The organism is Paenibacillus harenae (genome assembly GCF_030812415.1).
GTDB lineage: Bacteria > Bacillota > Bacilli > Paenibacillales > Paenibacillaceae > Pristimantibacillus > Pristimantibacillus harenae_A.
Genome location: NZ_JAUSST010000003.1, coordinates 1,000,737 through 1,022,086, shown reverse-complemented (window position 1 = coordinate 1,022,086; position 21,350 = coordinate 1,000,737). Strand labels below are relative to the sequence as shown.

Genomic DNA, 21,350 nt, shown 5'->3' with positions numbered 1-21,350 from the left:
GTTTTGGTTTGGCTTAGTTATCGTGTATGGCGCAGCGGTTGGGACCAATCTCCATGTCGCGCTGCTCGTCTTGCGTCAACGTTTCTTTGCCCATATTCACTTGGCGAATGCGCTCATAGTCATTAGGCTGAGGCGGCAGCTGCTCCGTCACCGCTTTGCGGAACGTATCCTCGTCGGTGAAATGCAGACCGGGATTGCTTTCGAATAAATCGCCAAGCTTGGCAGCAACTTTGCCTCCTTCGCCTAGCTCGGTGTACTTGCTAAAGTGAGCAGGCAGCACGATCAGTTTTTTGGGCAATGCCGCATAAGTGTCATATAGCGTCGTACGCAGATGTCCCGCCCAGTAGCCTGATTTGCCTGCCAGGTCCGGACGTCCGATCGATTCCACGAACAGGATATCCCCGCTTATTAAATATTGGCCGTCGATGATCAGCGATGTGCTGCCAATGGTATGGCCTGGTGAATAGATCGGTTGAATCGCCAGGTCGGTCGAACCTACACGCAGTTCCGAACGATGTTCCAGAGGGCTGTAGGCAAAGACTACTTCATCTGCGTCCTTCGATGGCAAGTAATACGTTGCCCCTGTTTCTTCGGCAAGCGCCCGGCCTCCGGAAATATGATCGGCATGCAGATGCGTGTCGATCGTATGTGTAATACGAGCACCGCGGCTAAACGCGAACTGCTTGTAGACAACGGTCATTCGAAGTGAATCGATTACGGCTGCTTCGCCTCCGGATAGGACCATGTATGACAGGCATCCTTTGCCTAGACGAACGAACTGATAGAGATCGCCACCATCCTGCAGCTTGCCGATATGGACAGGTTCAAGATGCTCGCTCCATGCCTTCATTCCGCCTTGCAAATAAGTTATACTGCTTCGTCCCGACTCGGCGAGCCGTTCGGCAACGAATATCGAAGAGCCCTCTTTTGCACAGACAACAAGAACATCGCCCTGCTCTGGCAGCAATTCAAGCGCTGGCTCGACACCATCAAGCAGATCGAAGTAAGGCAGATTGGCGCTCGTAATGCCATGGCCCTCGATCCGCCAGTCGCTGTAGTCTTCTTCATTTCTCACGTCGAGGATGTACAGCTCTTGCTTGTTCATGACGATGGATGCCAACTCGGCTGGAGTCATTGGTTTATAGGCTTGGATTTGTTGGTTAGTAAAGTCATTCATGGTTGGCTCTGCCTCCTTCTTTTGCTCGAATACCTTCAACCGCTCCGGTCCAACCGGACATGCCCGAGATGACGTTATGAACTTTCGAGAAACCTGCTTCACTTAACATTTGGCAGGCTATATCGCTTCGGTTGCCTGATCGGCATACAACATGGATCGCTGTATTGCTGTCGAGTTCTTGGTTCATTCGATGCTCAAGCTCACCAAGCGGAATGGATACCGCACCGGGTATATGCTCGAACGCATATTCCGCAGGCTCACGTACGTCGAGTACGACGAGCTTAGTTATTGCGTCAGCTTGCAGCTTCTGCAATTGATCAGCTGTCGTCGTATGCGGGTAGCTCAAATCCTGCTTCTCTTCCGAGCTTGCAGCCTTGCGAATGAAATGCTTCAGCATGCCGCCGCCGCCTTCCTCAACCGTTCCTAGGTAATGATGTCCCGTCTTCTTCGCCCAGCTTTGTATATCGGCGAGCGAGCCGCGGTCAGTGGCTTGCACTTCAATGACTTCACCGGGAATCAGGCTCTCGATGGCTTTCTTCGTTCGCACGATTGGCATCGGACAAGCTAGCCCTTGGCAATCCAGTATCGTATTTGCTCGAATCGATGGTTGTGTCACTTGCTGCACCTCCATTTTTATTATATACCCTATGGGGTATGTTTGAGAGTAAAAAATATATACCCTTAGGGGTATATGTATATGATAATAGCGAGTCGTTTCGTTGTCAACCCTTATAGGTTCGTCCCCATCTGATGCCAGATGCAGGCATATCCACTCCTCGAGATTCATACATATGGTATGAATCGTATTTTCGAATGCGGAGGGATGACGGATGAACCAGGATGAGATACGCGCATTGGAGCGTTCCATCGATGAGATAACCGAGATCGCACAAGGCTTTGGACTCGATTTTTACCCGATGCGTTACGAAATATGTCCGGCGGACATTATTTATACGTTCGGCGCTTACGGCATGCCGACAAGGTTCTCGCACTGGAGCTTCGGCAAAACCTTCAATAAAATGAAAATGCAATACGACTTCGGCCTCAGCAAAATTTACGAGCTCGTCATCAACTCGAACCCATGCTATGCCTTCCTGCTCGAAGGCAACTCGCTTATTCAGAACAAGCTGATCGTCGCCCACGTTCTGGCGCACTGCGACTTCTTCAAAAACAATGCCCGCTTCGGCGTATCCAACCGCAATATGGTCGAGAGCATGTCCGCTACTGCCGAGCGCATTAGCCAATACGAGATGGATTACGGCACGGAGGCGGTCGAGAAGTTCATCGATGCGATTCTCGCCATACAGGAGCATGTCGATCCGACGCTCATCAAGCCGTATCAGCTCGACAAGAAGCGGTACATCGAGATGATTCAGAAGGAGAAAGAAAAGTCATCCGGTTATGAAGCGCCATCCGCCTACGGTGATTTATGGGATCTGGATCCGGAGCTGATCGCCGAGCGCGAAGCGGCGTCGAAAGCGGCCGAGATCAAACGCTTCCCGCCTGAACCGGAGAAGGACATCGTGTGGTTCATTGAAGAGTACTCGCCGATTCTCGAGGATTGGCAGCGCGACATTATGTCGATGCTGCGGGATGAGATGCTTTACTTCTGGCCGCAGATCGAAACGAAAATCATGAACGAAGGCTGGGCATCCTATTGGCATCAGCGCATTATCCGCGAGCTTGATTTGACGAGCGACGAGACGATCGAATTCGCCAAGCTCAATTCATCCGTAGTCGTCCCTTCGCGGCACAGCCTCAATCCATATTATTTGGGCTTGAAAATATTCGAGGATATCGAGCGTCGCTGGGATAAGCCGACGAAGGAGGAAATGGCGCGTTTCGGACGCCAGCCGGGCCAAGGCCGGGACAAAATTTTCGAGGTGCGCGAATTCGATTCCGACATCTCCTTCCTCCGCAACTATTTGACGAAGGAGCTCGTCGACGATCTGGATCTGTACATTTTCGAGAAAAAAGGGCCGGAGTGGAAAATTACCGATAAATCGTGGGAGAACATTCGCGAGCAGCTCGTTTATTCGAAAGTGAACGGGGGCTTCCCAAGCCTATACGTCAAGGATGGCGACTTCAACCGGGTGGGCGAACTGTACCTGATCCATAACTATGAAGGCACCGAGCTCGACCTCAAATACGTGGAGCGGACGCTGCCTCATGTCGTTTCGTTATGGGGTAAAAACGTGCATTTGGAGACATTCGTCGAGGATAAGAAGATCGTGTTCAGCTGCGACGGGAAGAAAACGAGCCGGAAGTTTTTATAGAAACGAAAATAAGCCTAATCGAGATGTTTCGATTAGGCTCATTTTTTTGCAGGTATTGGCCCTTGTTGACATTGGCAATGAACAGTAGCGGAACCGCTATGTAAAACCTATCCGTCCACCATTTGAAGAACCCAGTCTTTGATATCAACGATACGCAGTGTTTTGGGCCGTGTATTCGTTCCGGAAATAATTAATGGGACAAGGGAATCTTTTTCATGAAGCGAACCATGGGCTCCCCCTCCGATGTGAGTAGGGGAACTTTCACTGACGAGTTCATATCCGGGTTGGACCGTGACGACAACGTATCTTCCTTCATGAGAATGCATTGCCCCGTATAACCTCGCCAAAACATCAGGATATCTTCCATACTTGATCCGGTTGTTTTTGATCGCAATATCCACAAGGCTCGGTTCGCCCGATAATGTCCAAGATTGCCCATATTCATCAGTGAAGTTTCCACCGGGACGATAAGAAAACATGGTTCCATTTTTCCCTGCTGTAACACGAACATTTTCATCGTCTTTCATTGCGATAATGTCGAGCTTCTCCTCATTTTGCAAAAGTTTCACGACGTCGGATAGCTCCACGTTAGCATTAATCGCGTAGACATAAGCCATCCGTTCATTAGTGGAAATCACGATTTGGTCTTCGGCACTTACAGGTTGATTTAATTTTGCTATGCGGTAATGGTTCAAAAGCGATTTTATCTCAACAGTCGCTAACTGTCTATCCTCGTAAACAGCGCTCTGCGCGCTGTCGCCCATGACGATCCATATAGCATTTTTTACAGCCTGCTCCCACGAACCGTATGCGTCAAGCACGACTTGCAGTGCCTGATCCGCTTTTTCAATACCGTCCAACTGAGCCGTGCCCTTTCTATGCACTGAATTATCATTCTCCGGAAAGTATGCGATGGTTACATTCGGAAGCTTTTTTTGATTAATCAGATAAGCGGTGTCTTGTGCGGAAAACTCATCGTTCATCCCGTATTTTTTCCACAATAGAGTATTCCAGCTATTCTTCGGATCCAGTTGTGCAAGCGCTGCATAGGAAAACCATTTAGGTCCTGTTAATATCATTTGTTCTGGCACGCGATTGCTGAACGTTAAGAAGCGAGGCACTTTTAAGGCATGTTCTGTTTTCCCTCTAAAAACGATAGCATTGATTGACGCGGATTCTTTGCCTTTATCGGCCAGCTCTTCGTGAATCGTTTTCGTTTTTTTGTTCAAATGAACCTGGTTTAATTGATAAATAGCATCCATAATGACTTGCATTTGATCTATCTTCAATGCTTCTTTGGCACCATTTCCGTAGAAAATCATGCGTTTCTCTTTGCCGCTGTACCAAACGAGTCCTGGCACATGATGTCGGTCTGCATACGTTCCCGTTAATAAAGTGCTGTCGATCGTTACGGACATCGTGGGAAATGAACTCACGACCTTCGGGAAGTATTGCCCGTTTTTAAGGAGATATTGCAATGCGGGTGCACGGCCTTCTTGAATCGCATCATGCAAAGGCTTGTCCATTAAAGAATCAATCAAAATAAATATGACAGGTTTGGCATTTTGATTTGCCGTGTTATGGGACTTGACGCTTTGTTGGTTTAGCTGTCGATTGGAGTCCTCCCTGCAACCGATGATCATTAAACTTAAGCTCAGCATTAGTAAAAGGGCGATTTTATTATTTATTTTCATGGGTTTACTCCCTTTTTCAGAAAAACATTTTTCTAATTATATTTAACTTACCTATAAAAAAATATTCCAGATAGAGCATCGGCGGATGCTTGCATATATCAATAAGGCTATACGCATTCTAAGGTGACACTGATTATAGAAGGAGCCATGTACATGACGAACAATAAAAACTTAAATCATAACAAGCATGACCAAACTGATAATAATGATCAAAGACAAAATAAAGTTCACGGTGGCGAGTTTCGTAACGGTCGTCTGAGCCAAACCAAAAATAATAACCCGGACGGCGAAGATATACCAAACGAGTTTGTTAGTCGTAAAGAATAATCCCTGGAAAAACAAAGTCATTTAAATCAAAAATCGGCTGCCGCAATGGCAGCCGATTTTTGCTTGCGTTTAATGAAGCGGCGCGATACAAAAGAAGACGGCTCTTCATTACAATCTTTTAAAACAACGCCATGAACATAAATGATACACTAGAAGGAATGAGATAAAAGAAGAAGGAGTCGTCCGCAATGACCTCGGAAGCAAAGGGAAAAAAATGGCTGGAAGTTTTATTAGTCTCTACGAAGCTAGGATTAACCTCCTTCGGAGGACCGATTGCTCATTTGGGCTATTTTCATGAAGAGTACGTGAAGCGGAGAAAGTGGCTGGACGAGAAGAGCTATGCCGATTTGGTTGCATTAAGTCAATTCCTCCCCGGGCCGGCGAGCAGTCAGGTCGGGATTGGCATTGGCGTCATGCGAGCCGGTCTTCTAGGGGGAATTTTAGCTTTTATCGGGTTCACGCTCCCCTCCGCGCTCGCGTTAGCACTGTTTGCCCTGTTGGTCCACCATTTCGACTTAGGTAATGCGGGTTGGGTCCACGGCTTGAAGATCGTTGCGGTTGCGATCGTCGCGCAGGCCGTATTAGGAATGGGGCAGAAGCTTACGCCGGATAGAAGCAGGATCGCAATAGCCGTTATCGCAGCGTCTATAAGCCTGCTATGGCAATCGGCATTCAGTCAGGTGAGCATCATCGTTGCAGCGGGAATAATTGGCCTATTGATGTTCAAAGCAAATCATACGACTGAACTTCCCAAAGTATCCGTCCCTGTCAGCCGAAGGCTCGGAACGATCTGTTTAATGTTATTTCTAGCCTTATTGATTGGTTTGCCCGTTCTAAGAAATATGGTTCCCTTGCATGAAATAGCCGTCTTTGACAGCTTCTATCGGTCGGGCTCCCTCGTATTCGGAGGCGGCCATGTCGTATTGCCGCTGCTTGAGAGAGAATTGGTTGCCGCCGACTGGATAGGAAGAGACGAATTTCTTGCCGGATACGGCGCAACGCAGGCTATTCCAGGTCCTTTGTTTGCTTTCTCTTCCTATCTTGGAGCTATGATGGACGGCTGGTTAGGTGCTCTAATCGCCACGATCGCGATTTTTCTGCCTGCTTTTCTGCTTATTGTCGGTACGCTGCCTTATTGGGATTCGCTTAGAAGAAAACCGAAGGTTCAAGGCGCATTGATCGGCATAAACGCATCGGTTGTCGGGTTGTTATTGGGCGCACTCTATCATCCTATATGGACGAGCTCCATCGCGCAGCCGATCGACTTTGCTCTTGCGGCTATGTTATTCGTTCTATTGGTTTATTGGAAAATGCCGCCTTGGATCGTTGTCCTTGCAGGCGCGCTTGCCGGGATCTTGATTAAGATGGTTACGCTTTGATCATGCGAATGCGATCATACTCTTCCAACGTGATGGACAGCACCGTACCGTGCTTGAAGCGGTAGGGGAAAGTGAAGCTCTCGTCGGATCGGATGAATAACCCGCTGTCAATATCGTCGGCGATAAAAGGAACGTATCCTTGTCCCTCGCCTTGCACGCCGTAGAAGTCCAGCATTAAGCACCACCTGCCGTCTGCGAGCTTGAACGCCGTCGGCGCTTCATAGGCTGTGTTCTCGAGTTTCGCCATCTCCGCGTCGAACGCCTCGATTCGCGTATATTCGCCGGTGAGCGTTTTCCCTTTTTGCAAAATGATGCCTGTCGGATTGTCCTCGCTCTTGAGGAAGCGGTAGAACATGCCGTTTTCCTCGTAGATCGCGGAATCGATAATGCCGCTACCGTCCTTCCGACACAGCATCTGCGGCACGGAGAAATTCTCGAAATCTTTCGTACGGGCATAATAGATCGCTTTGTGGCCATAATTGTTCGATGCATGAGCGGACGACCAATGTACGACGTAATCGTCGTTGTTGCGATCATAGATGATATCCGGCGCCCATAAACATCCGAAATCCTCATCGCCTAAATGGATCATTCGCTGTTCGGACCAATTCACGAGATCATCCGACTCCCACAACGATAAGCATTTGCTCCCCTCTCGTCCTATGTTCCCCCAGCTGCCTCCGTATTTCGTATCGAAACAATTGGCAAGGCCAAGATCGGTAGCCAGAATATAAAACTTGCCGGTTTTGGTCCGAACGATCGTATGGTCCCGAACGCCTTCGTCGCCCAGCTTGCTCCATAAGACAGGCAATCCGTCATTGACCTGTTCCCAGTTAAACCCGTCCTTGCTCAGCGCAAAATAAACCTGTTCGCCGTCCGTCGTTTTCTTTTCTTTGAAATGTACGAATAAATAAGCATCCATAAGTTCGTTCTCCTTGTTCGCTTTGATTTAGAAAGATAGCAGTAATTTCTTCTAAATTGTACAAAATGGGCCGGCGAACTTAAATGATATATGATGGGAACAAACTGATCTATTATCCAATCCATAACTGTTTTGTATTGTCCAGGAGGGCCGCAAGCCTATTGAACAGAAAATGGAACTTTGCTTCTCGCATATAAACCTTGGCAAAAATCATAATAAGTCAGTCACAATGCTTAATAGGTGAACTTGGAAAGGGAGCGATGAATGAATGGGAATTTTAAGCGGCAACCCGAAAGAAGAACCCATGCATTACGGTGAAGTGTTCAGCGTTTGGCAGTCTTCCATGGCTGCTAAATCAATGATCTCCTGTTATCAGGCTTATATCAACCATGCCGGCGACAAGGATCTGAAGAAGATTTTGGGAGACCTGATCGATCAGGCCAAGTTAGAAGCGAAAGAGTTCGACGCTATACTGACGGATAATGGCGTTGCGCCTTCCCCGATGTTGCCCGACAGACCTGAAGCAAAGCTTGAAGATATACCTGTTGGAGCACGGTTTGCGGACGCCGAAATCTCCTTCGCGATTTCTGTCGATGCTTCGATTGGATTAACTGCTTGCAGTCAAGCGATGGGACAATCGATTAGAGAAGATATTGCCGCATTATTCGCAAAATATCATCTAACCAAAGCTGCATTCGGCTTGAGAATTTTGCAAATGAACAAAGAAAAGGGTTGGCTTATTCCCCCGCCGCTTCAGATCAAAAGACCAGATTTGGTTCATGCTTAACATCAACAACAAAGGAACTCCCCTCGTCGAGGGGAGTTCCTTTGTTGTTGATCAACGATTCAATTTACTCTAAGCACGGTCGCGATCACGTTCGCGGCCTCTCATACCGGCAAGGCCGATTAATCCAATAAGGCCCAGCCAGCCCCAGTCGAAGCCGTCGTCATCGGCGGCAGTCGCTCTGTAGTTGTTGGTTCTGTAGTTGTTTCCATTTACGGTGTTCCCGTTATCCAGGCGGTTAATATCAGTGCCCAGTGCACGGTTAGTTCTGTTAATGCCGGTATTGACGTCATTACGGATCTCATCGCCCGGCGTGTTGTTGGCCCGGTTCATGTTGTTGTCGGCAAAAGCCGGAACGGCGGTGAACAACATCAGACATGCGAGAACGCTAAAAATCGTCAGCCACTTCTTCATTTTATAGCCCCTTTTCGTTAAAGTACAAGCTCGATTATTTTCTGTCAGTATCGAGACGATTATTCGCTTGTGCCGCAGATGCAAAAAAATAACAGTCTTTTCGACTTTAAGCAAGGCCCGAGGGCGAGGGCCGACCGAGTGGAAATATGAAGATATCCGCGTTCTGAATATTTAAGGGCCACGGTTACCAAAATAGATAGGTCACAAAAACATCATCCACAGGAGGAATTCAACATGAATCAATTTATGCCTATGAACCAAGGATCCCAACAAGTCGCTCAAGCCGAGCAGCTCATTCAACAATTGGTGCATCAGACGCAGCAAGCAACTTTGCAATATCAGCAATTATTGAATCAAGAAAAAAGTAACGCAATGCAGCTCGAGCAACTTGCTCAGCGCGAGCATCAGGCAGCTTCGATCATCCAATCAGCCCTTCAAGGTCATCATACGGCTATTCAACAACTCCAACAAATCAATGCGATTTGCCAACAAATTTCGCATTCGGCATCGGCTTCGACTTCGTATAGCACAAGCAATATTCCGGTCTATTCCCAATCCAACACTCAATCGCAAATGCAAAACAACAACTTTCCCCGCTACTCGTAATTAATTAGATGATGTCCGCATGAAAAAACGACTTTGACTATGAGCTGTCCCGGAACTTTTCTAGAGTTCCGAGACAGCTTAGGGCAAAGTCGTTTTTTACTTACACCTCGATTACGATCGGCAAGATCATCGGTCTTCTCTTCGTTTGGGCATATACGAATTTGCCGACGGCCTCTTTGATCTTCTGCTTCATCATTGTCCATTTCACGGGCTTGCCGTCCTCGTGCAAATTCTCGATCGCCGCCAATGCCAGCTTGTTGGCCGCTTCAATTAATCCTTCGGCTTCCCTTATATAGACGAATCCTCGCGAGATGATATCCGGCCCGGAAAGGATCGAACCGTCGGCCTTGCTAAGCGTGACGACGATGACAATGATGCCGTCCTCGGCCAGATGCTTGCGATCCCGCAGCACGATATGACCGACATCGCCAATGCCGAAGCCGTCGACCAACGTATTGCCGACCGGCACTTTGCGAGTTTGTACGGCTACTTGCCCCTGAATATCGACGACGTCGCCATTGTTTACGATGAAGATGTTATCGGATTTAACGCCGACGGATTCGGCGAGATGCTTATGCTGAAGCAGCATCCGGTATTCGCCGTGAATCGGTATGAAATAGGTCGGCTTCATTAACGTCAGCATCAGCTTGAGCTCCTCTTGGCTGGCGTGACCCGAAACATGGAGACCCGTTGAAGCGCCTGAACCGTAAATAACATGCGCTCCTAGCTGGAACAAATTATCTACCACGGATGAAACGGCCCTCTCGTTCCCGGGAATCGGAGAAGAGGCAAGAATAACCGTATCTCCAGGCAATATCTCGGCTCCTCGGTAGCTCGCGCTTGCAAGCCGGGCCAGTGCCGCCATCGACTCGCCTTGGCTTCCGGTACAAAGCACCGCCATCCGGCTTCTTTCCACCTGCGAGATGGCGGCAGCATCGACGAGCATGCCTTCCGGAATGTGCAAGTGGCCAAGCTCGGTAGCTACCGCTACTACATTGACCATGCTGCGTCCGAGCAGCGCAATCTTGCGGTTGGTTAGATAAGCGGCATCGACGACCTGCTGCAACCGGTGAACGTTAGAAGCGAAGGTGGATATGAAGACGCGGTTTTTCGCGGAAACGATCGCTTCCTCGATATGCTTGCCCACGACTCTCTCCGAGGGCGTAAAGCCCGGCCTCTCCGCGTTAGTGCTCTCCGACAGCAGCGCTAGCACGCCTCTCTCGCCTAATGCGGCCATTTTATGAATATCCGGATATTGGCCCCCGACAGGAGTCAAGTCGAACTTGAAATCGCCGGTATGGACAACGGTTCCTTCAGGCGTCTCGAATGCAATTCCGAGGCAGTCGGGGATGCTGTGATTCGTCCGGAAAAAAGTAGCGCTCATCGAGCCCAGCTCAATCCTTGAATCGCCGTCTATAGGGACAAGTTCGCTTTGATCCAGCAAACCGTTCTCCTTCAGCTTTCCTTTTATTAATCCAAGCGTAAATGCCGTACCGAATATGCGCATATTCAATTGCTTCAATAGATACGGAATGCCGCCGATATGATCCTCGTGACCGTGCGTCACGATCATGCCGACAACCTTGTCTTTGTTTTGCAGCAAATACGTAATGTCCGGAATAATGAGATCGATGCCCAGCAAGCTTTCGTCGGGAAACTTCGAGCCGCCATCAATAACAACGATATCCTCGCCATATTGAACCACATACATGTTTTTGCCGATTTCATGAACGCCTCCGAGGGCGCATATCGACAGTTTGGATTCCATGATTATTTCGTTACGATCGTCCATCGTTGTTAGCATGCATGTTCCTCCTGCAGAACTTGAGTGTAGAGCCGGCCACGGGATGTATAGGCTGCGGAGCGGCGTACATTATCTCCTTAATTTGGGTGAAGTCGGCTTTATTATATCCTTGGGGCGATCACATGATTCTTGATGATCGCGGATAAAACCATTTTTCGTTGCAGAAATTAAAGTTATCTTGAGCATAAGGAGAATGCAGGCCATGTATTATTACAAGGAAGAACTGATCAACATTATCGAACCGGATCAGCCCGATCCCGCAGCGGCCAAAGTGCTTCAGGAAACGTTAGGCGGACAATTCGGAGAGATGCGCACGATGATGCAATACTTTTTCCAGTCCTCTAATTTCAGAGGCAAGGATTTGCAGTTCAGAGACTTGCTTAAAGGTGTTTTTCTCGAGGAAATCGCCCATGTGGAGCTTGTCCAAAATACGATTAACCAGCTGTTGAACGGGGCAGGCTTATCGACGCCAGGGAATGCGGGAACGGATAACGCTCCACTCGACGAAGCGATCAAGCATGCCAATCCGCATCATTTTATCATGGGTGCCCAGAGCTCGCTTCCGGTCGATGCGGGCGGCAACCCTTGGAACGGCTCATGGGTATACAGCCACGGAAACTTGATTAGCGATATGCTGAACAATGTCATCCTCGAATCGACAGGCGTTTTGCAGAAAACGAGAATTTATGAAATGAGCTCGAACAAAACGTTCCGCGAAACGCTCGGATTTCTGATTGTAAGGGATAATGCCCATCAGAACGCTTTTGCCAAAGCACTCGAGGTACTCGGCGTTAACTGGGGCTCGCTGTTCCCCATCCCGAACTACGATATTAACAAATACCCGGAATGCCGCAAATACGTCGATTTGGGTTATCACAACATGCAATTCAACTTCAGATTGGATCAAACGCGGATCAGCGAAATATTCCAAGGACAAAGCCCAAGCCGGAATAGCGGACAATTATCGGTAGTAGATCCCCCTAATGGATTTCCCGTTCCACAAATGCCCGAAATGCCCAATGAACATAGTCCCGGACTTAGCGATATGATGAGGTAGCGAAGGTTCACAATAAGAAACCGCCCTCAGCTTCGGTTTGAAGTAAAGGGCGGTACATGTTTAATCGGATAGTTGGAAATACTTTCGTAAAAACGATTAAGTGAGAGGCCCACATGACCATAAACATTGTAATCGGATTTATCATCCCATGGATTTTCGGTATCCTATTAATTAGGAAATCGCCTATTATTCTTTATTTGATTTATCCAATAGCCGCTATTGTATCCGCCTTTTTTAACGACATCGGTTATCATCTGGGCTTCTGGGATTTTACGCCGAAGATCGATCATGACGAGACGCTTTCAGCGCTTCCCATGGACCTCGGGCTCTATCCAATAACGGCAAGCTACTTGATTTATTGGATAATTAGAAGCAATCGCCGAGCTTGGCTTAAGATAGCCTGTGTCAGCTTATTCAATACGGTGCTCGAATTCATCGCCTTAATGACTGGTAAAGCAGAGTACGGCAAAGGTTGGAACATTGGATGGACATTCCTTTCCTACGCACTGGCACTGGTGCTCATATTCCTCTATTACAAGCTGCTGGACAAATACGATTTATTCGATAAAGCGAAGAAGCGACAAGGGGAATGAGGGCTCGTCAGAAACGACTCGTATTTTCATGATAACTTCGTCGCTGCAGCGATTTGCGCGGTATGATGGCGATTGTGCCATACGAATCTTTGCAGCGCAATATCGAGCGTGATGCTTCCTAACGCTTGCGTCGCTAGCCTCCTGTGAAAATCCTCCTCGTTCATTCCTTGAAGCAGGACGCGGAATCGCTTATGCAGTATTTCCAGCAAGGCGATCGAGTTCTCTACAGGGACATCCTTATAGTCGCTTAACTCGGCAAATAAATCCTCCCGATAGGAGTTTCCGAGCGGCTCATCTTCGGTTAACGCCCGCTTGAATCTCAAGTACGCGTTCATATCGTTATCCGCCATATGGTGCACGATTTGCTTGATGCTCCAGCCTCCCTCCCGATAAGGCCTATCTAGCTGTTCAGGAGTAAGCGACGCCGTTAATCGCTTAAGCGATACGACTATATCGGGAATTTGTTCGACGAATCCGGCACGTATTTCTGCGGCGACATCAACTACCGGCTCGAACTTCCCGATTGGGTATCGCAGCCGGTTTGGCGGCATTTGTTCGATCACGATCTCGCCTTCGCCCGAAGGCGTCTCGAAACCGTTCAGAAAGGAAGTCAATAGTTGCTCGGTAATGGTGAAAGCGGCGTTAGCATCGAATCGCTCGCTTCTAATGCGCAGCCTCTCACGCAATTCATCCGGAGGAACCTTCAGATAGACGAGCTCCCACTCGCCGCCGGCAACCTCGATGAGCTTCTTGTACTCGTTCCTGCGCTGCCGTTGCCAGAAGCTAAAGTCCACGACCACCCTTTGCTTTTCTTTAATTAAAGATACCATTTGATTGCGCAGCTTTTGCTCGGATTCCAGCTTAAGCTGCTCGTACATCTCAATCGGGTAGTCGATTCCGTATCGGCCTTTCGTTGCCCAAATATGTTCATCGATAGACAGACGAACGAAACCGCTCTTTTCCAGCTTTTGAGCAAAGGTCGTTTTGCCCGAGCCCGCCACCCCGCACATCATGACCACAAGAGGCGTTCCCTTTCTTTTGCGGGAATTGAACTCATGCAGTACCGCGCTTTCTTCCATCCCTTCCTCCTCCTCACATCATGGATTACCATGTCGTTAGAGCAACGTCAACAGATCTTTCGGATCGTTCAGCTTCCGGAACTCACTCTGAATATAGGTATTGAACCAATAAGCATGCACCGGCCGCATGCCCGCCTTGCTTGCTCCTTCCAATTCGCTAGAACCGCCGTCTCCAACGAAAATCGTATGTTCCGGCTTTACTCCCAGCCTCTCGCTGCATAGCCGATAAATACGCTCATCGGGCTTTGCTAACCCAACCTCGAAGGAGAAGATGACTTCGTCGAAGAAAGCGGCCAATCTGCTCGCTCGCCAGTAATGAACCTCCTCTTCCGTGCAATTGCTAATGAGTCCAAGCTTAATGCCGCTGGCCCGTATTTGCTCCAACACCTCAACGATATCAGGACGAATCCGTTCGAGTGGGAATCGCTTCTCCTTCACCCGCTCCGCATACAAATAATCGACGGCTTCTTCGTTGTAATCCAACGCGCATTGCTTCATCACATCTTCAATAACCGAATGGTAATGCGGGAACTCGCCCGTCATTCTCTTGTGCTGCCTGCTCGCCCACTCTTTCTTAAACTGCTCATTGGATAAGCCCAGAAGCTCCATATAATTATAATTGCGTTTCGATGCTCTCATGCCATTATCGAATTCGGTAATCAACGTCTCGAATAAATCGAATATAACCGCCTTCGTTCGCAACCGCTTCAGCCCCTTTCGGATTTAAACCTCCAGCTTACGGCTTAATGACTTTCCGATCCAAGAATGAAACTTCGCCTGAAAGCTTAATCTGTGCCATCGGATACGTAATACATGCCGGACTTGTTGAAGTACATTATAATAGAAGAATCTTTTTTAATTATTCTGCTTCCCATTATATCATTTTCCTATTTATTGAAACGGAAAGAAGAGGCTTAGAGTCGTTGCCGACTCCGTAACCTCTTCATGATTTGAGCTATGTTGGATATTCGCAGTACCTTTCGGCTGTTTTGCCCGCTCCGAGCGCTTATGTTAAATATTGAGAGTGTCGATTCGTTGTTGATTCGTTCTAACGGACGCAGGTGACGCTATTTTACCCAAAAAGCCTGAGATATGGGGGCAAATAAGGAAGTGCAGACTTACTTCATACTCCATGCTTCACACTTCATACTCCATACTTTCACAATTTACACTTTACCATAAGATTCGTCGTTACCGTATAGCATATCCAATTACGTAATATGCGCTTTATCCGTCATCGCAGCCCGCCACCCGCCTGCTGCCGTGATGATCGTCGCGTCATCTGCAGCATAGCCTTCGCATACGAATCCGGAGACGACCGTACCGTCGCTAAGCTCTACTTTGCCGATGCCGAGCGGCGACGGAATAACGGCGGTGAAAGCGCCGAACGCCGCTACCGACATGGACCACAGCTCAACTGCGATTGATGCGCCGACGCTGCCCTCCTTCACCCGAACGAGTCCCGGCTTAACCGGCATAGTCGGCAGTTTGTACAGCTCATACTTCGGCGCGGTCGCCGCTTCCTTCACGAACGCGGCGCCGAGCCCCGTCATCTGCGGTTCAAGCGCGAAGCCGCGCATATGAAGTCCGCATACCGCTACCGTGATTCGGTCTTGCTGGCGCATGAATCGCGCAGCCGCCGTAGTCAGGTTCGCTTCTTCGTCAGGCAAGCTGAACAGAGTAATGCCGAACGGAAGCTGATCTGCAGCATCGCCGGCCGGAACGGCAATCGCGCTTAGATCGAGCAGATTGCAGTGGTTCGTGTACAGCCCCATCTTGCTGTTCGTTGCAATCGGATCGGCATTCACTTGCTCACGCGTCCATGTGCCTCCGCAAGTCGGCATAACAAGCACGGCGTCATGCAGCAACTGCCTCGTCAGTCTCTTGATCTCCTGCAAACGGTGCTGCGCGCGGAATAACGAAGCTGCATCAAAATCGGGCTTCCCGCCGGAGCGAAGGATCGTCTCCGTTACCGGAAATGTCTCGCCCGGATGGCCTTCCACAAAGTCGCTCAGATCGGCCCATCTCTCCGCTACGAGCGGTCCTTCGTACAGCAGCGCGGCTGCTTCTTGCAACAGCGTCACATCGACTTGCTTCACCGCTACGCCCGACTCCATGATCGCTTGCTTCGCACGCTGCCACGCCTGCTCATATTCAGCAGCATATGGCCCATAGAAAGCAAGCGGCTCTTGCGGAAGCAGCCATGTCTTCGGCTGCGCCGCGCGAGAGAGCGGGCGATCCGCGGAATACGGATCGCTTGCAAGTATGCCGCGGACGGCGGCGTCTACCGCCTCCGCGTCAGCAAGATTGCGTGTGAACACGGTCACGCAATCGATGCTTCGGCAAGCCGGCACGACGCCGGCGGCCGGCCATGCCCCAACTGCAGGCTTGTAGCCGACAAGCCTGTTCAGTGCGGCTGGCACTCGTCCCGAGCCAGCCGTGTCCGTACCGAGCGCGAAGGCGGCCTGCCCCCGCGCTACCGATACGGCCGAGCCGGAGCTCGAGCCGCCGCTAATCAGCTCCGGCCGCAGCGCATTAAACGTGTCGCCGTATGGACTCCGCGTCCCGACAAGTCCCGTTGCGAACTGGTCCAGGTTCGCCTTGCCAATCGGAATCGCTCCCGCGGCGACAAGCCGCTCCACGACGGCGGCATGCTCCTCCGGCGCATATTCATAGGCCGGACAAGCAGCCGTTGTCGGCCAGCCAGTGACATCGATGTTGTCCTTCACCGCGAACGGAATGCCCCAGAGCGGACTTGTCGCCGGATCGAGCTGTATAAGCTGCGCTATATAAGGTGCGATTAGCTCCATCGATGGCGGCGTAATCCAAATGTTCATCTGCCGGTCTCGTTCCGAGCGCCGAATAATCGCTTCAATAACATCCTCCGGCGTAAAATAGTTCAGCCTGTATCCTTGCCGCAACGCGTCTATCGTCAGTTCGAATGGGACAGCTTCGAATGTCATACGAGAACAGCCTCCTCTTGCGGATAGATGGCCGCAATGCAATCGCCCGCGCGCACTTGGTCTCCCGATTTCACGAAGATCGAGGCGATGACGCCGTCCGAAGGAGCGCATTGCGGGAACTCCATTTTCATGCTTTCTTCTATTAATATAACGTCGCCTTTGCGAACCGTCTGACCCGGCTCTACGAGTACTTTCCATACGCTGCCGGACATTAAGCAATTAATGCCTTTGCTGCCTTCCGGCAAAGCTTCTTTTTCACTCGAAGCGGCGGTATCCGGCTCGGATACATGCTCGGCGATGCCAAGCTCCTTCCAATACGCGCGCTCCTGCTGGAAAGCGGCTTGCTGCTTATGACGGAAAGTCGACGCTCCTTCTTGGATCGTACCGAGCCACGCGAGATAATCGCCCAGCTTGAACGTCGTTTCTTCGACTTGGACGACGAACTCGCCGCGCGGGAAGTCTTCCCTCATCTGCAGCAGCTCCTCCTGCGACACCGGATAAAACTGAATTTGATCGAAGAAGCGCAGCAGCCAAGGCTTTCCCTGCTCGAAGTTAGCCGTGGAGCGATGCTTATTCCACATTTGCACCGTCCGACCGACGAACTGATAACCGCCCGGGCCCTCCATGCCGTACACGCATAAGTATGCGCCGCCGATGCCGACCGCATTTTCCGGCGTCCAGGTACGGGCCGGATTATACTTCGTCGTCACGAGACGATGACGGGGATCAAGCGGAACGGCAACCGGCGCACCGAGATAGACGTCGCCGAGACCCATAACGAGATACGAGGCGTTATATACGACCTCGGCTACTTCCTCCAACGAGCCGAGTCCGTTCATTCGGCGGATGAACTCGAGGTTGCTCGGACACCATGGCGCGTCAGGGCGGACATTTTGCTGATAACGCTCGATCGCTAGCTGCGTCGCCGGATCGTCCCAAGAAAGCGGCAGCTTCACGATACGCGATGGCACTTCGATAGAATCAAGCGCCGGCAAGGTAAGATCGAGTTGCAGCACGATGGCTGCAGCTTCCTTCACTTTCATACGGGACGGATCGAGATGAATCTGCAACGAACGGATGCCCGGCGTCAGCTCGACGAACGGAATCGCCCCGCTATCCTTAATTGCTTGCATCAACACATACACTTGGAAACGGTACAACAAATCCAATTCGCGGTCTCCGTATTCAATGAGCAGGTTCTCGTCGCCGGAGCAGCGGACCGCTACCGGGAACCGGTGCCCTTCCTCTTCATAAGCGATCAACGGCATATAGTCGCCGCTCGACTGCGCCGGGATCGCAGGCAAAGCAGGACTGACCGCAAGCTCGTTCAAATATTGCTCTTGCTCGAAGCGAAGCTGCTCGGCTTCCTCCACTGTAATAAGAACGAAGCGAACCGTATCGCCGGGATGAAGCTGGCCGATCTTCCACAGCTCGGCCGAAGCCGTCGTTACCGGGCAGACGAAGCCGCCGAGACTCGGGCCGTCGGGCCCAAGCAGTATCGGCATATCGCCAGTCAGATCAAGCGCCCCTACCGCGTAAGCATTATCGTGAATATTGGAAGGATGAAGACCGGCGTCGCCGCCGTCTTCGCGAGCCCATAGCGGAGCGGGACCGATTAATCGGACACCCGTTCTGGAGCTGTTGAAATGAACCTCCCATGCCGTCCCCGTCAATTGTTCCAAGTAGGCCGGCAACAAATACTCCTCTGTGCAATGCGGACCCGGAATAACGCCTATCGTCCATTCCTTGCCTAGTGCCGGACGCGAACTGACCGCGAGTGCCGGAAGCGGCTCGGCTGCCGCCTCTTGGCGCACTCTTAGAACGGCGCCCGGACGAACCGCATTGCCGGAATGGCCGCCGAAGCCGCCAAGCGTGAACGTTGCCGCGCTTCCGAGCGTAATCGCCATATCGAAGCCGCCCGCTACGAGCAAGTACGACCGCATGCCACTGGCTGCATCGCCCAGCGATAGGATCGAACCCGCTTCCGCCTTCATCGGCGTATATAGCGGAACGGCAACATCGTTAAGCGTCGCTCTCATATCCGCGCCCGTCAGACAGAACGTCATTGCGTCCCGGAACTGGTAAGAGCCTCCGCGAAGCGTCATCTCAAGGCCGGCAGCCTGCTCGTCGTTTCCGAGCAAGCGGTTGCCGATGCGGAACGAAAGACGATCCATAGGACCGGACGGCGGAACGCCGATGTCCCAGTAGCCGACGCGTCCCGGATAATCCTGCACCGTCGTCTGCACGCCGCCGTCGAGCACCTCGATCGCATGCTCGCTCGGGTTGAACGCCCGCAGCATATTCGTAGATACATGCCCTTCCCGGAATGATGCCGTATCGAGGAAAGCTTCAATATAGGACTGGTTCGTCGTTAGGCCGTATACGCGAAGCTCCTTCAGCGCTTCCAGCATGCGATTGATCGCGCCCTCCCGCGTCTGCGAATGAACGATAATCTTCGCAAGCATCGGATCGTACAGCGTCGTTACAGTAACGCCCTTCTGAATCCACGTCTCTACGCGCGTTTCCTGCGGCCAGATGACTTGATCGATCATGCCGTCGCTTGGACGGAAGTCGCGCATGCAGTCCTCTGCGTAAAGGCGAACTTGCAGACTATGTCCCGCTGGCACAGTTACGAGCCCCGATAGATTCGTCAGAACGCCCGCCGCCTCCTTCACCATCCACTCGACAAGATCGACGCCGAACACTTCCTCGGTTACGCCATGCTCAACCTGCAAGCGGGTATTTACTTCGAGGAAGTAATATCGCTCTTGCTCCGGATCGTACAAGTATTCGACCGTACCTGCGCTGCGGTAGCCAGCCGCAAGAGCCAACTTTCTGGCACTTGCCTGCATGTCGCCGCGAATGGATGCCGGAAGCAGCGGCGCAGGCGTCTCCTCGATAATCTTCTGGTTGCGGCGCTGCACCGAGCAATCCCGTTCGCCGAGAGCTACCGCCTCCCCATGCCCATTGCCGAAAATTTGAACCTCCACGTGACGGGCGCGGGCGATATATTTCTCTAGAAACACGCCTCCGTCGTTAAAGTTGGCAAGCGCAAGCCGCGTAACGGAATGGAATGCCTCGCGCAGCGACACTTCGTCGCCGCATATCCGCATGCCGATGCCGCCGCCGCCCGCCGTACTCTTCAGCATGACAGGGTAGCCGATAACAGCCGCATTCTCCGCCGCTTCCTCAAGCGTGGAGATCAGCTCCGTGCCCGGCAGCAACGGTACGCCGGCCTTCTGGGCGATGGAACGGGCCGTATGCTTAAGTCCGAACAGCTCGATATGCTCCGGCGTCGGTCCGATGAACGTAATGCTGCGATCGGCGCATGCTCTGGCGAACGATGCGTTCTCGCTTAGAAAGCCGTAACCGGGATGAACCGCATCCGCGCCAATGTCAACAGCTGTCTTCAGGATCAGCTCGGCATTGACATAGCTTTCCTTGGCGGGACCTTCGCCGATCAGCACCGCTTCATCCGCTTGCTCGACATGCAAGCTGTCACGGTCGGCTGTCGTATATACGGCAACCGATGCGATACCTAGGCCTCGAAGCGTGCGGATAATCCGAACGGCGATAGCGCCGCGATTCGCGATCAGTACTTTTTTAAACATGGCCTTCGCCTCCTTCCGCATCCCATATGATGACCTGCGCCGGCGTTGGATTGTAAGCGTTGCATGGATTGTTGAGCTGCGGGCAGTTGCTGATCAGCACCGTTACCGGCGCAAGCGCCGTCAGCTCGACATATCGGCCAGGGCCGGATACGCCGTCGGCAAACGTTAGCCGGCCTTCGGGCGTGACCGGTACGTTCATGAAGAAGTTCACGTTCGGCGCAAGGTCTTGCTTCGTATATTCGCTCCGGCCGGATAACATGAGCATGAACGTATCGCGGCAGTTGTGCATCGGAAGCGTATCGTGCGAGTAACGAACCGTGTTGCTTTGCGCGGAGCAAGCGCCCCCGATCGTATCATGGCGTCCGCAAGTGTCCGCCGTTATCTCGAGCAGCTCGCGCCCCGATTCGGCTACTAGCACAGAGCCCGTCGTCAAATACAGATTTTGCTGCTTGGTCACCGTACGAATCGCGCTATAGCGATCGGCCGGATCTTCCGACGAGTAGAACAGCGTATCTACCGCTTGGTTGCCTTCAACATCGACGATGCGGAGCACTTGGCCTTCGAGCAGATCGTACATCCAGCCTTCGCCCGCAGGAATCGTTTTCTCGTAAATCGCATTTGCTATGTTCCGTTCGCCGCAAATCGTTAGCCTGCTTGCGCTCAT

Annotated in this window: 18 protein-coding genes; 7 read left to right on the top strand and 11 right to left on the bottom strand. The window is 51.2% G+C overall.

The window, feature by feature from the left end; all coding sequences use genetic code 11:
• Positions 1–13: 13 nt before the first annotated feature.
• Together J2T14_RS14775 and J2T14_RS14770 are read right to left on the bottom strand one after the other, a co-directional pair.
• Entirely contained in the window at positions 14–1,177 is a 1,164-nt protein-coding gene (locus tag J2T14_RS14775; RefSeq protein ID WP_373458152.1) for an MBL fold metallo-hydrolase, read from the bottom strand.
• Positions 1,170–1,793, bottom strand: coding sequence for a sulfurtransferase TusA family protein (locus J2T14_RS14770; RefSeq protein WP_373458151.1), 624 nt, complete (start codon positions 1,791–1,793; stop codon positions 1,170–1,172). The genes J2T14_RS14775 and J2T14_RS14770 overlap by 8 nt, the downstream gene beginning before the upstream one ends.
• Before the next feature lie 214 nt (positions 1,794–2,007).
• On the opposite strand from J2T14_RS14770, the gene J2T14_RS14765 reads away from it, so the two are divergent.
• Complete coding sequence (locus J2T14_RS14765) at positions 2,008–3,453, top strand: SpoVR family protein (protein WP_307207073.1); 1,446 nt, start codon at positions 2,008–2,010, stop codon at positions 3,451–3,453.
• 107 nt (positions 3,454–3,560) lie between these two features.
• Here J2T14_RS14765 and J2T14_RS14760 read toward each other — a convergent pair whose 3' ends face one another.
• Positions 3,561–5,147 (bottom strand): alkaline phosphatase family protein, encoded by a 1,587-nt coding sequence (locus J2T14_RS14760; protein WP_307471883.1) that lies wholly within the window; start codon positions 5,145–5,147, stop codon positions 3,561–3,563.
• Positions 5,148–5,300: 153 nt separating this feature from the next.
• On the opposite strand from J2T14_RS14760, the gene J2T14_RS14755 reads away from it, so the two are divergent.
• Positions 5,301–5,474, top strand: a complete 174-nt coding sequence (locus J2T14_RS14755; protein ID WP_307207070.1) for a hypothetical protein — start codon at positions 5,301–5,303, stop codon at positions 5,472–5,474.
• 188 nt (positions 5,475–5,662) lie between these two features.
• Positions 5,663–6,853: a chromate transporter gene (locus tag J2T14_RS14750; protein WP_307471880.1), complete on the top strand. Its 1,191-nt coding sequence runs from the start codon at positions 5,663–5,665 to the stop codon at positions 6,851–6,853.
• Here J2T14_RS14750 and J2T14_RS14745 read toward each other — a convergent pair.
• Complete coding sequence (locus J2T14_RS14745; RefSeq protein WP_307471878.1) at positions 6,843–7,775, bottom strand: glycoside hydrolase family 43 protein; 933 nt, start codon at positions 7,773–7,775, stop codon at positions 6,843–6,845. The two genes, J2T14_RS14750 and J2T14_RS14745, sit on opposite strands and share 11 nt — an antisense overlap.
• A 268-nt stretch (positions 7,776–8,043) precedes the next feature.
• On the opposite strand from J2T14_RS14745, the gene J2T14_RS14740 reads away from it, so the two are divergent.
• Positions 8,044–8,562 (top strand): DUF3231 family protein, encoded by a 519-nt coding sequence (locus J2T14_RS14740; protein WP_307471875.1) that lies wholly within the window; start codon positions 8,044–8,046, stop codon positions 8,560–8,562.
• Positions 8,563–8,631: 69 nt separating this feature from the next.
• Here J2T14_RS14740 and J2T14_RS14735 read toward each other — a convergent pair whose 3' ends face one another.
• A complete protein-coding gene (locus J2T14_RS14735) occupies positions 8,632–8,973 on the bottom strand; it encodes a WGxxGxxG family protein (protein WP_307207062.1) in 342 nt (113 codons plus the stop codon).
• A 234-nt stretch (positions 8,974–9,207) separates the two neighbouring features.
• Between J2T14_RS14735 and J2T14_RS14730 the strand changes: the two genes are divergently transcribed.
• Positions 9,208–9,579: an AMP-dependent synthetase and ligase gene (locus J2T14_RS14730; RefSeq protein WP_307207060.1), complete on the top strand. Its 372-nt coding sequence runs from the start codon at positions 9,208–9,210 to the stop codon at positions 9,577–9,579.
• A gap of 100 nt (positions 9,580–9,679) precedes the next feature.
• Here J2T14_RS14730 and J2T14_RS14725 read toward each other — a convergent pair whose 3' ends face one another.
• Positions 9,680–11,383: a ribonuclease J gene (locus J2T14_RS14725; RefSeq protein WP_307471873.1), complete on the bottom strand. Its 1,704-nt coding sequence runs from the start codon at positions 11,381–11,383 to the stop codon at positions 9,680–9,682.
• Positions 11,384–11,585: 202 nt separating this feature from the next.
• On the opposite strand from J2T14_RS14725, the gene J2T14_RS14720 reads away from it, so the two are divergent.
• Together J2T14_RS14720 and J2T14_RS14715 are read left to right on the top strand one after the other, a co-directional pair.
• Entirely contained in the window at positions 11,586–12,440 is an 855-nt protein-coding gene (locus J2T14_RS14720; RefSeq protein WP_307471871.1) for a manganese catalase family protein, read from the top strand.
• A 113-nt stretch (positions 12,441–12,553) separates the two neighbouring features.
• Complete coding sequence (locus J2T14_RS14715; RefSeq protein ID WP_307207056.1) at positions 12,554–13,033, top strand: CBO0543 family protein; 480 nt, start codon at positions 12,554–12,556, stop codon at positions 13,031–13,033.
• 26 nt (positions 13,034–13,059) lie between these two features.
• Here the strand turns inward: J2T14_RS14715 and J2T14_RS14710 are convergent, their stop codons facing one another.
• The 5 genes from J2T14_RS14710 to J2T14_RS14690 form a co-directional block, all read right to left on the bottom strand.
• Positions 13,060–14,112, bottom strand: a complete 1,053-nt coding sequence (locus J2T14_RS14710; protein WP_307471868.1) for a YfiT family bacillithiol transferase — start codon at positions 14,110–14,112, stop codon at positions 13,060–13,062.
• A 36-nt stretch (positions 14,113–14,148) separates the two neighbouring features.
• On the bottom strand, positions 14,149–14,814 hold the full coding sequence (locus tag J2T14_RS14705; protein WP_307471866.1) for an HAD family hydrolase: 666 nt from the start codon (positions 14,812–14,814) through the stop codon (positions 14,149–14,151).
• A gap of 509 nt (positions 14,815–15,323) precedes the next feature.
• The gene (locus tag J2T14_RS14700; RefSeq protein ID WP_307471864.1) at positions 15,324–17,075 is read right to left on the bottom strand and encodes an allophanate hydrolase; all 1,752 of its coding nucleotides are present in this window, start codon (positions 17,073–17,075) and stop codon (positions 15,324–15,326) included.
• On the bottom strand, positions 17,072–20,686 hold the full coding sequence (gene uca / locus J2T14_RS14695; RefSeq protein WP_307471862.1) for an urea carboxylase: 3,615 nt from the start codon (positions 20,684–20,686) through the stop codon (positions 17,072–17,074). Before uca ends, J2T14_RS14700 begins: the two co-directional genes overlap by 4 nt.
• Complete coding sequence (locus J2T14_RS14690; RefSeq protein ID WP_307471861.1) at positions 20,679–21,350, bottom strand: urea amidolyase associated protein UAAP2; 672 nt, start codon at positions 21,348–21,350, stop codon at positions 20,679–20,681. Before J2T14_RS14690 ends, uca begins: the two co-directional genes overlap by 8 nt.

Coding starts and splice junctions, on each gene's coding strand:
- J2T14_RS14775 (WP_373458152.1), bottom strand. CDS start 1,177: ATGAATGACTTTACTAACCAACAAATCCAAGCCTATAAACCAATGACT.
- J2T14_RS14765 (WP_307207073.1), top strand. CDS start 2,008: ATGAACCAGGATGAGATACGCGCATTGGAGCGTTCCATCGATGAGATA.
- J2T14_RS14760 (WP_307471883.1), bottom strand. CDS start 5,147: ATGAAAATAAATAATAAAATCGCCCTTTTACTAATGCTGAGCTTAAGT.
- J2T14_RS14755 (WP_307207070.1), top strand. CDS start 5,301: ATGACGAACAATAAAAACTTAAATCATAACAAGCATGACCAAACTGAT.
- J2T14_RS14750 (WP_307471880.1), top strand. CDS start 5,663: ATGACCTCGGAAGCAAAGGGAAAAAAATGGCTGGAAGTTTTATTAGTC.
- J2T14_RS14745 (WP_307471878.1), bottom strand. CDS start 7,775: ATGGATGCTTATTTATTCGTACATTTCAAAGAAAAGAAAACGACGGAC.
- J2T14_RS14740 (WP_307471875.1), top strand. CDS start 8,044: ATGGGAATTTTAAGCGGCAACCCGAAAGAAGAACCCATGCATTACGGT.
- J2T14_RS14735 (WP_307207062.1), bottom strand. CDS start 8,973: ATGAAGAAGTGGCTGACGATTTTTAGCGTTCTCGCATGTCTGATGTTG.
- J2T14_RS14730 (WP_307207060.1), top strand. CDS start 9,208: ATGAATCAATTTATGCCTATGAACCAAGGATCCCAACAAGTCGCTCAA.
- J2T14_RS14725 (WP_307471873.1), bottom strand. CDS start 11,383: ATGCTAACAACGATGGACGATCGTAACGAAATAATCATGGAATCCAAA.
- J2T14_RS14720 (WP_307471871.1), top strand. CDS start 11,586: ATGTATTATTACAAGGAAGAACTGATCAACATTATCGAACCGGATCAG.
- J2T14_RS14715 (WP_307207056.1), top strand. CDS start 12,554: ATGACCATAAACATTGTAATCGGATTTATCATCCCATGGATTTTCGGT.
- J2T14_RS14710 (WP_307471868.1), bottom strand. CDS start 14,112: ATGGAAGAAAGCGCGGTACTGCATGAGTTCAATTCCCGCAAAAGAAAG.
- J2T14_RS14700 (WP_307471864.1), bottom strand. CDS start 17,075: ATGACATTCGAAGCTGTCCCATTCGAACTGACGATAGACGCGTTGCGG.
- uca (WP_307471862.1), bottom strand. CDS start 20,686: ATGTTTAAAAAAGTACTGATCGCGAATCGCGGCGCTATCGCCGTTCGG.
- J2T14_RS14690 (WP_307471861.1), bottom strand. CDS start 21,350: ATGAGCGCAAGCAGGCTAACGATTTGCGGCGAACGGAACATAGCAAAT.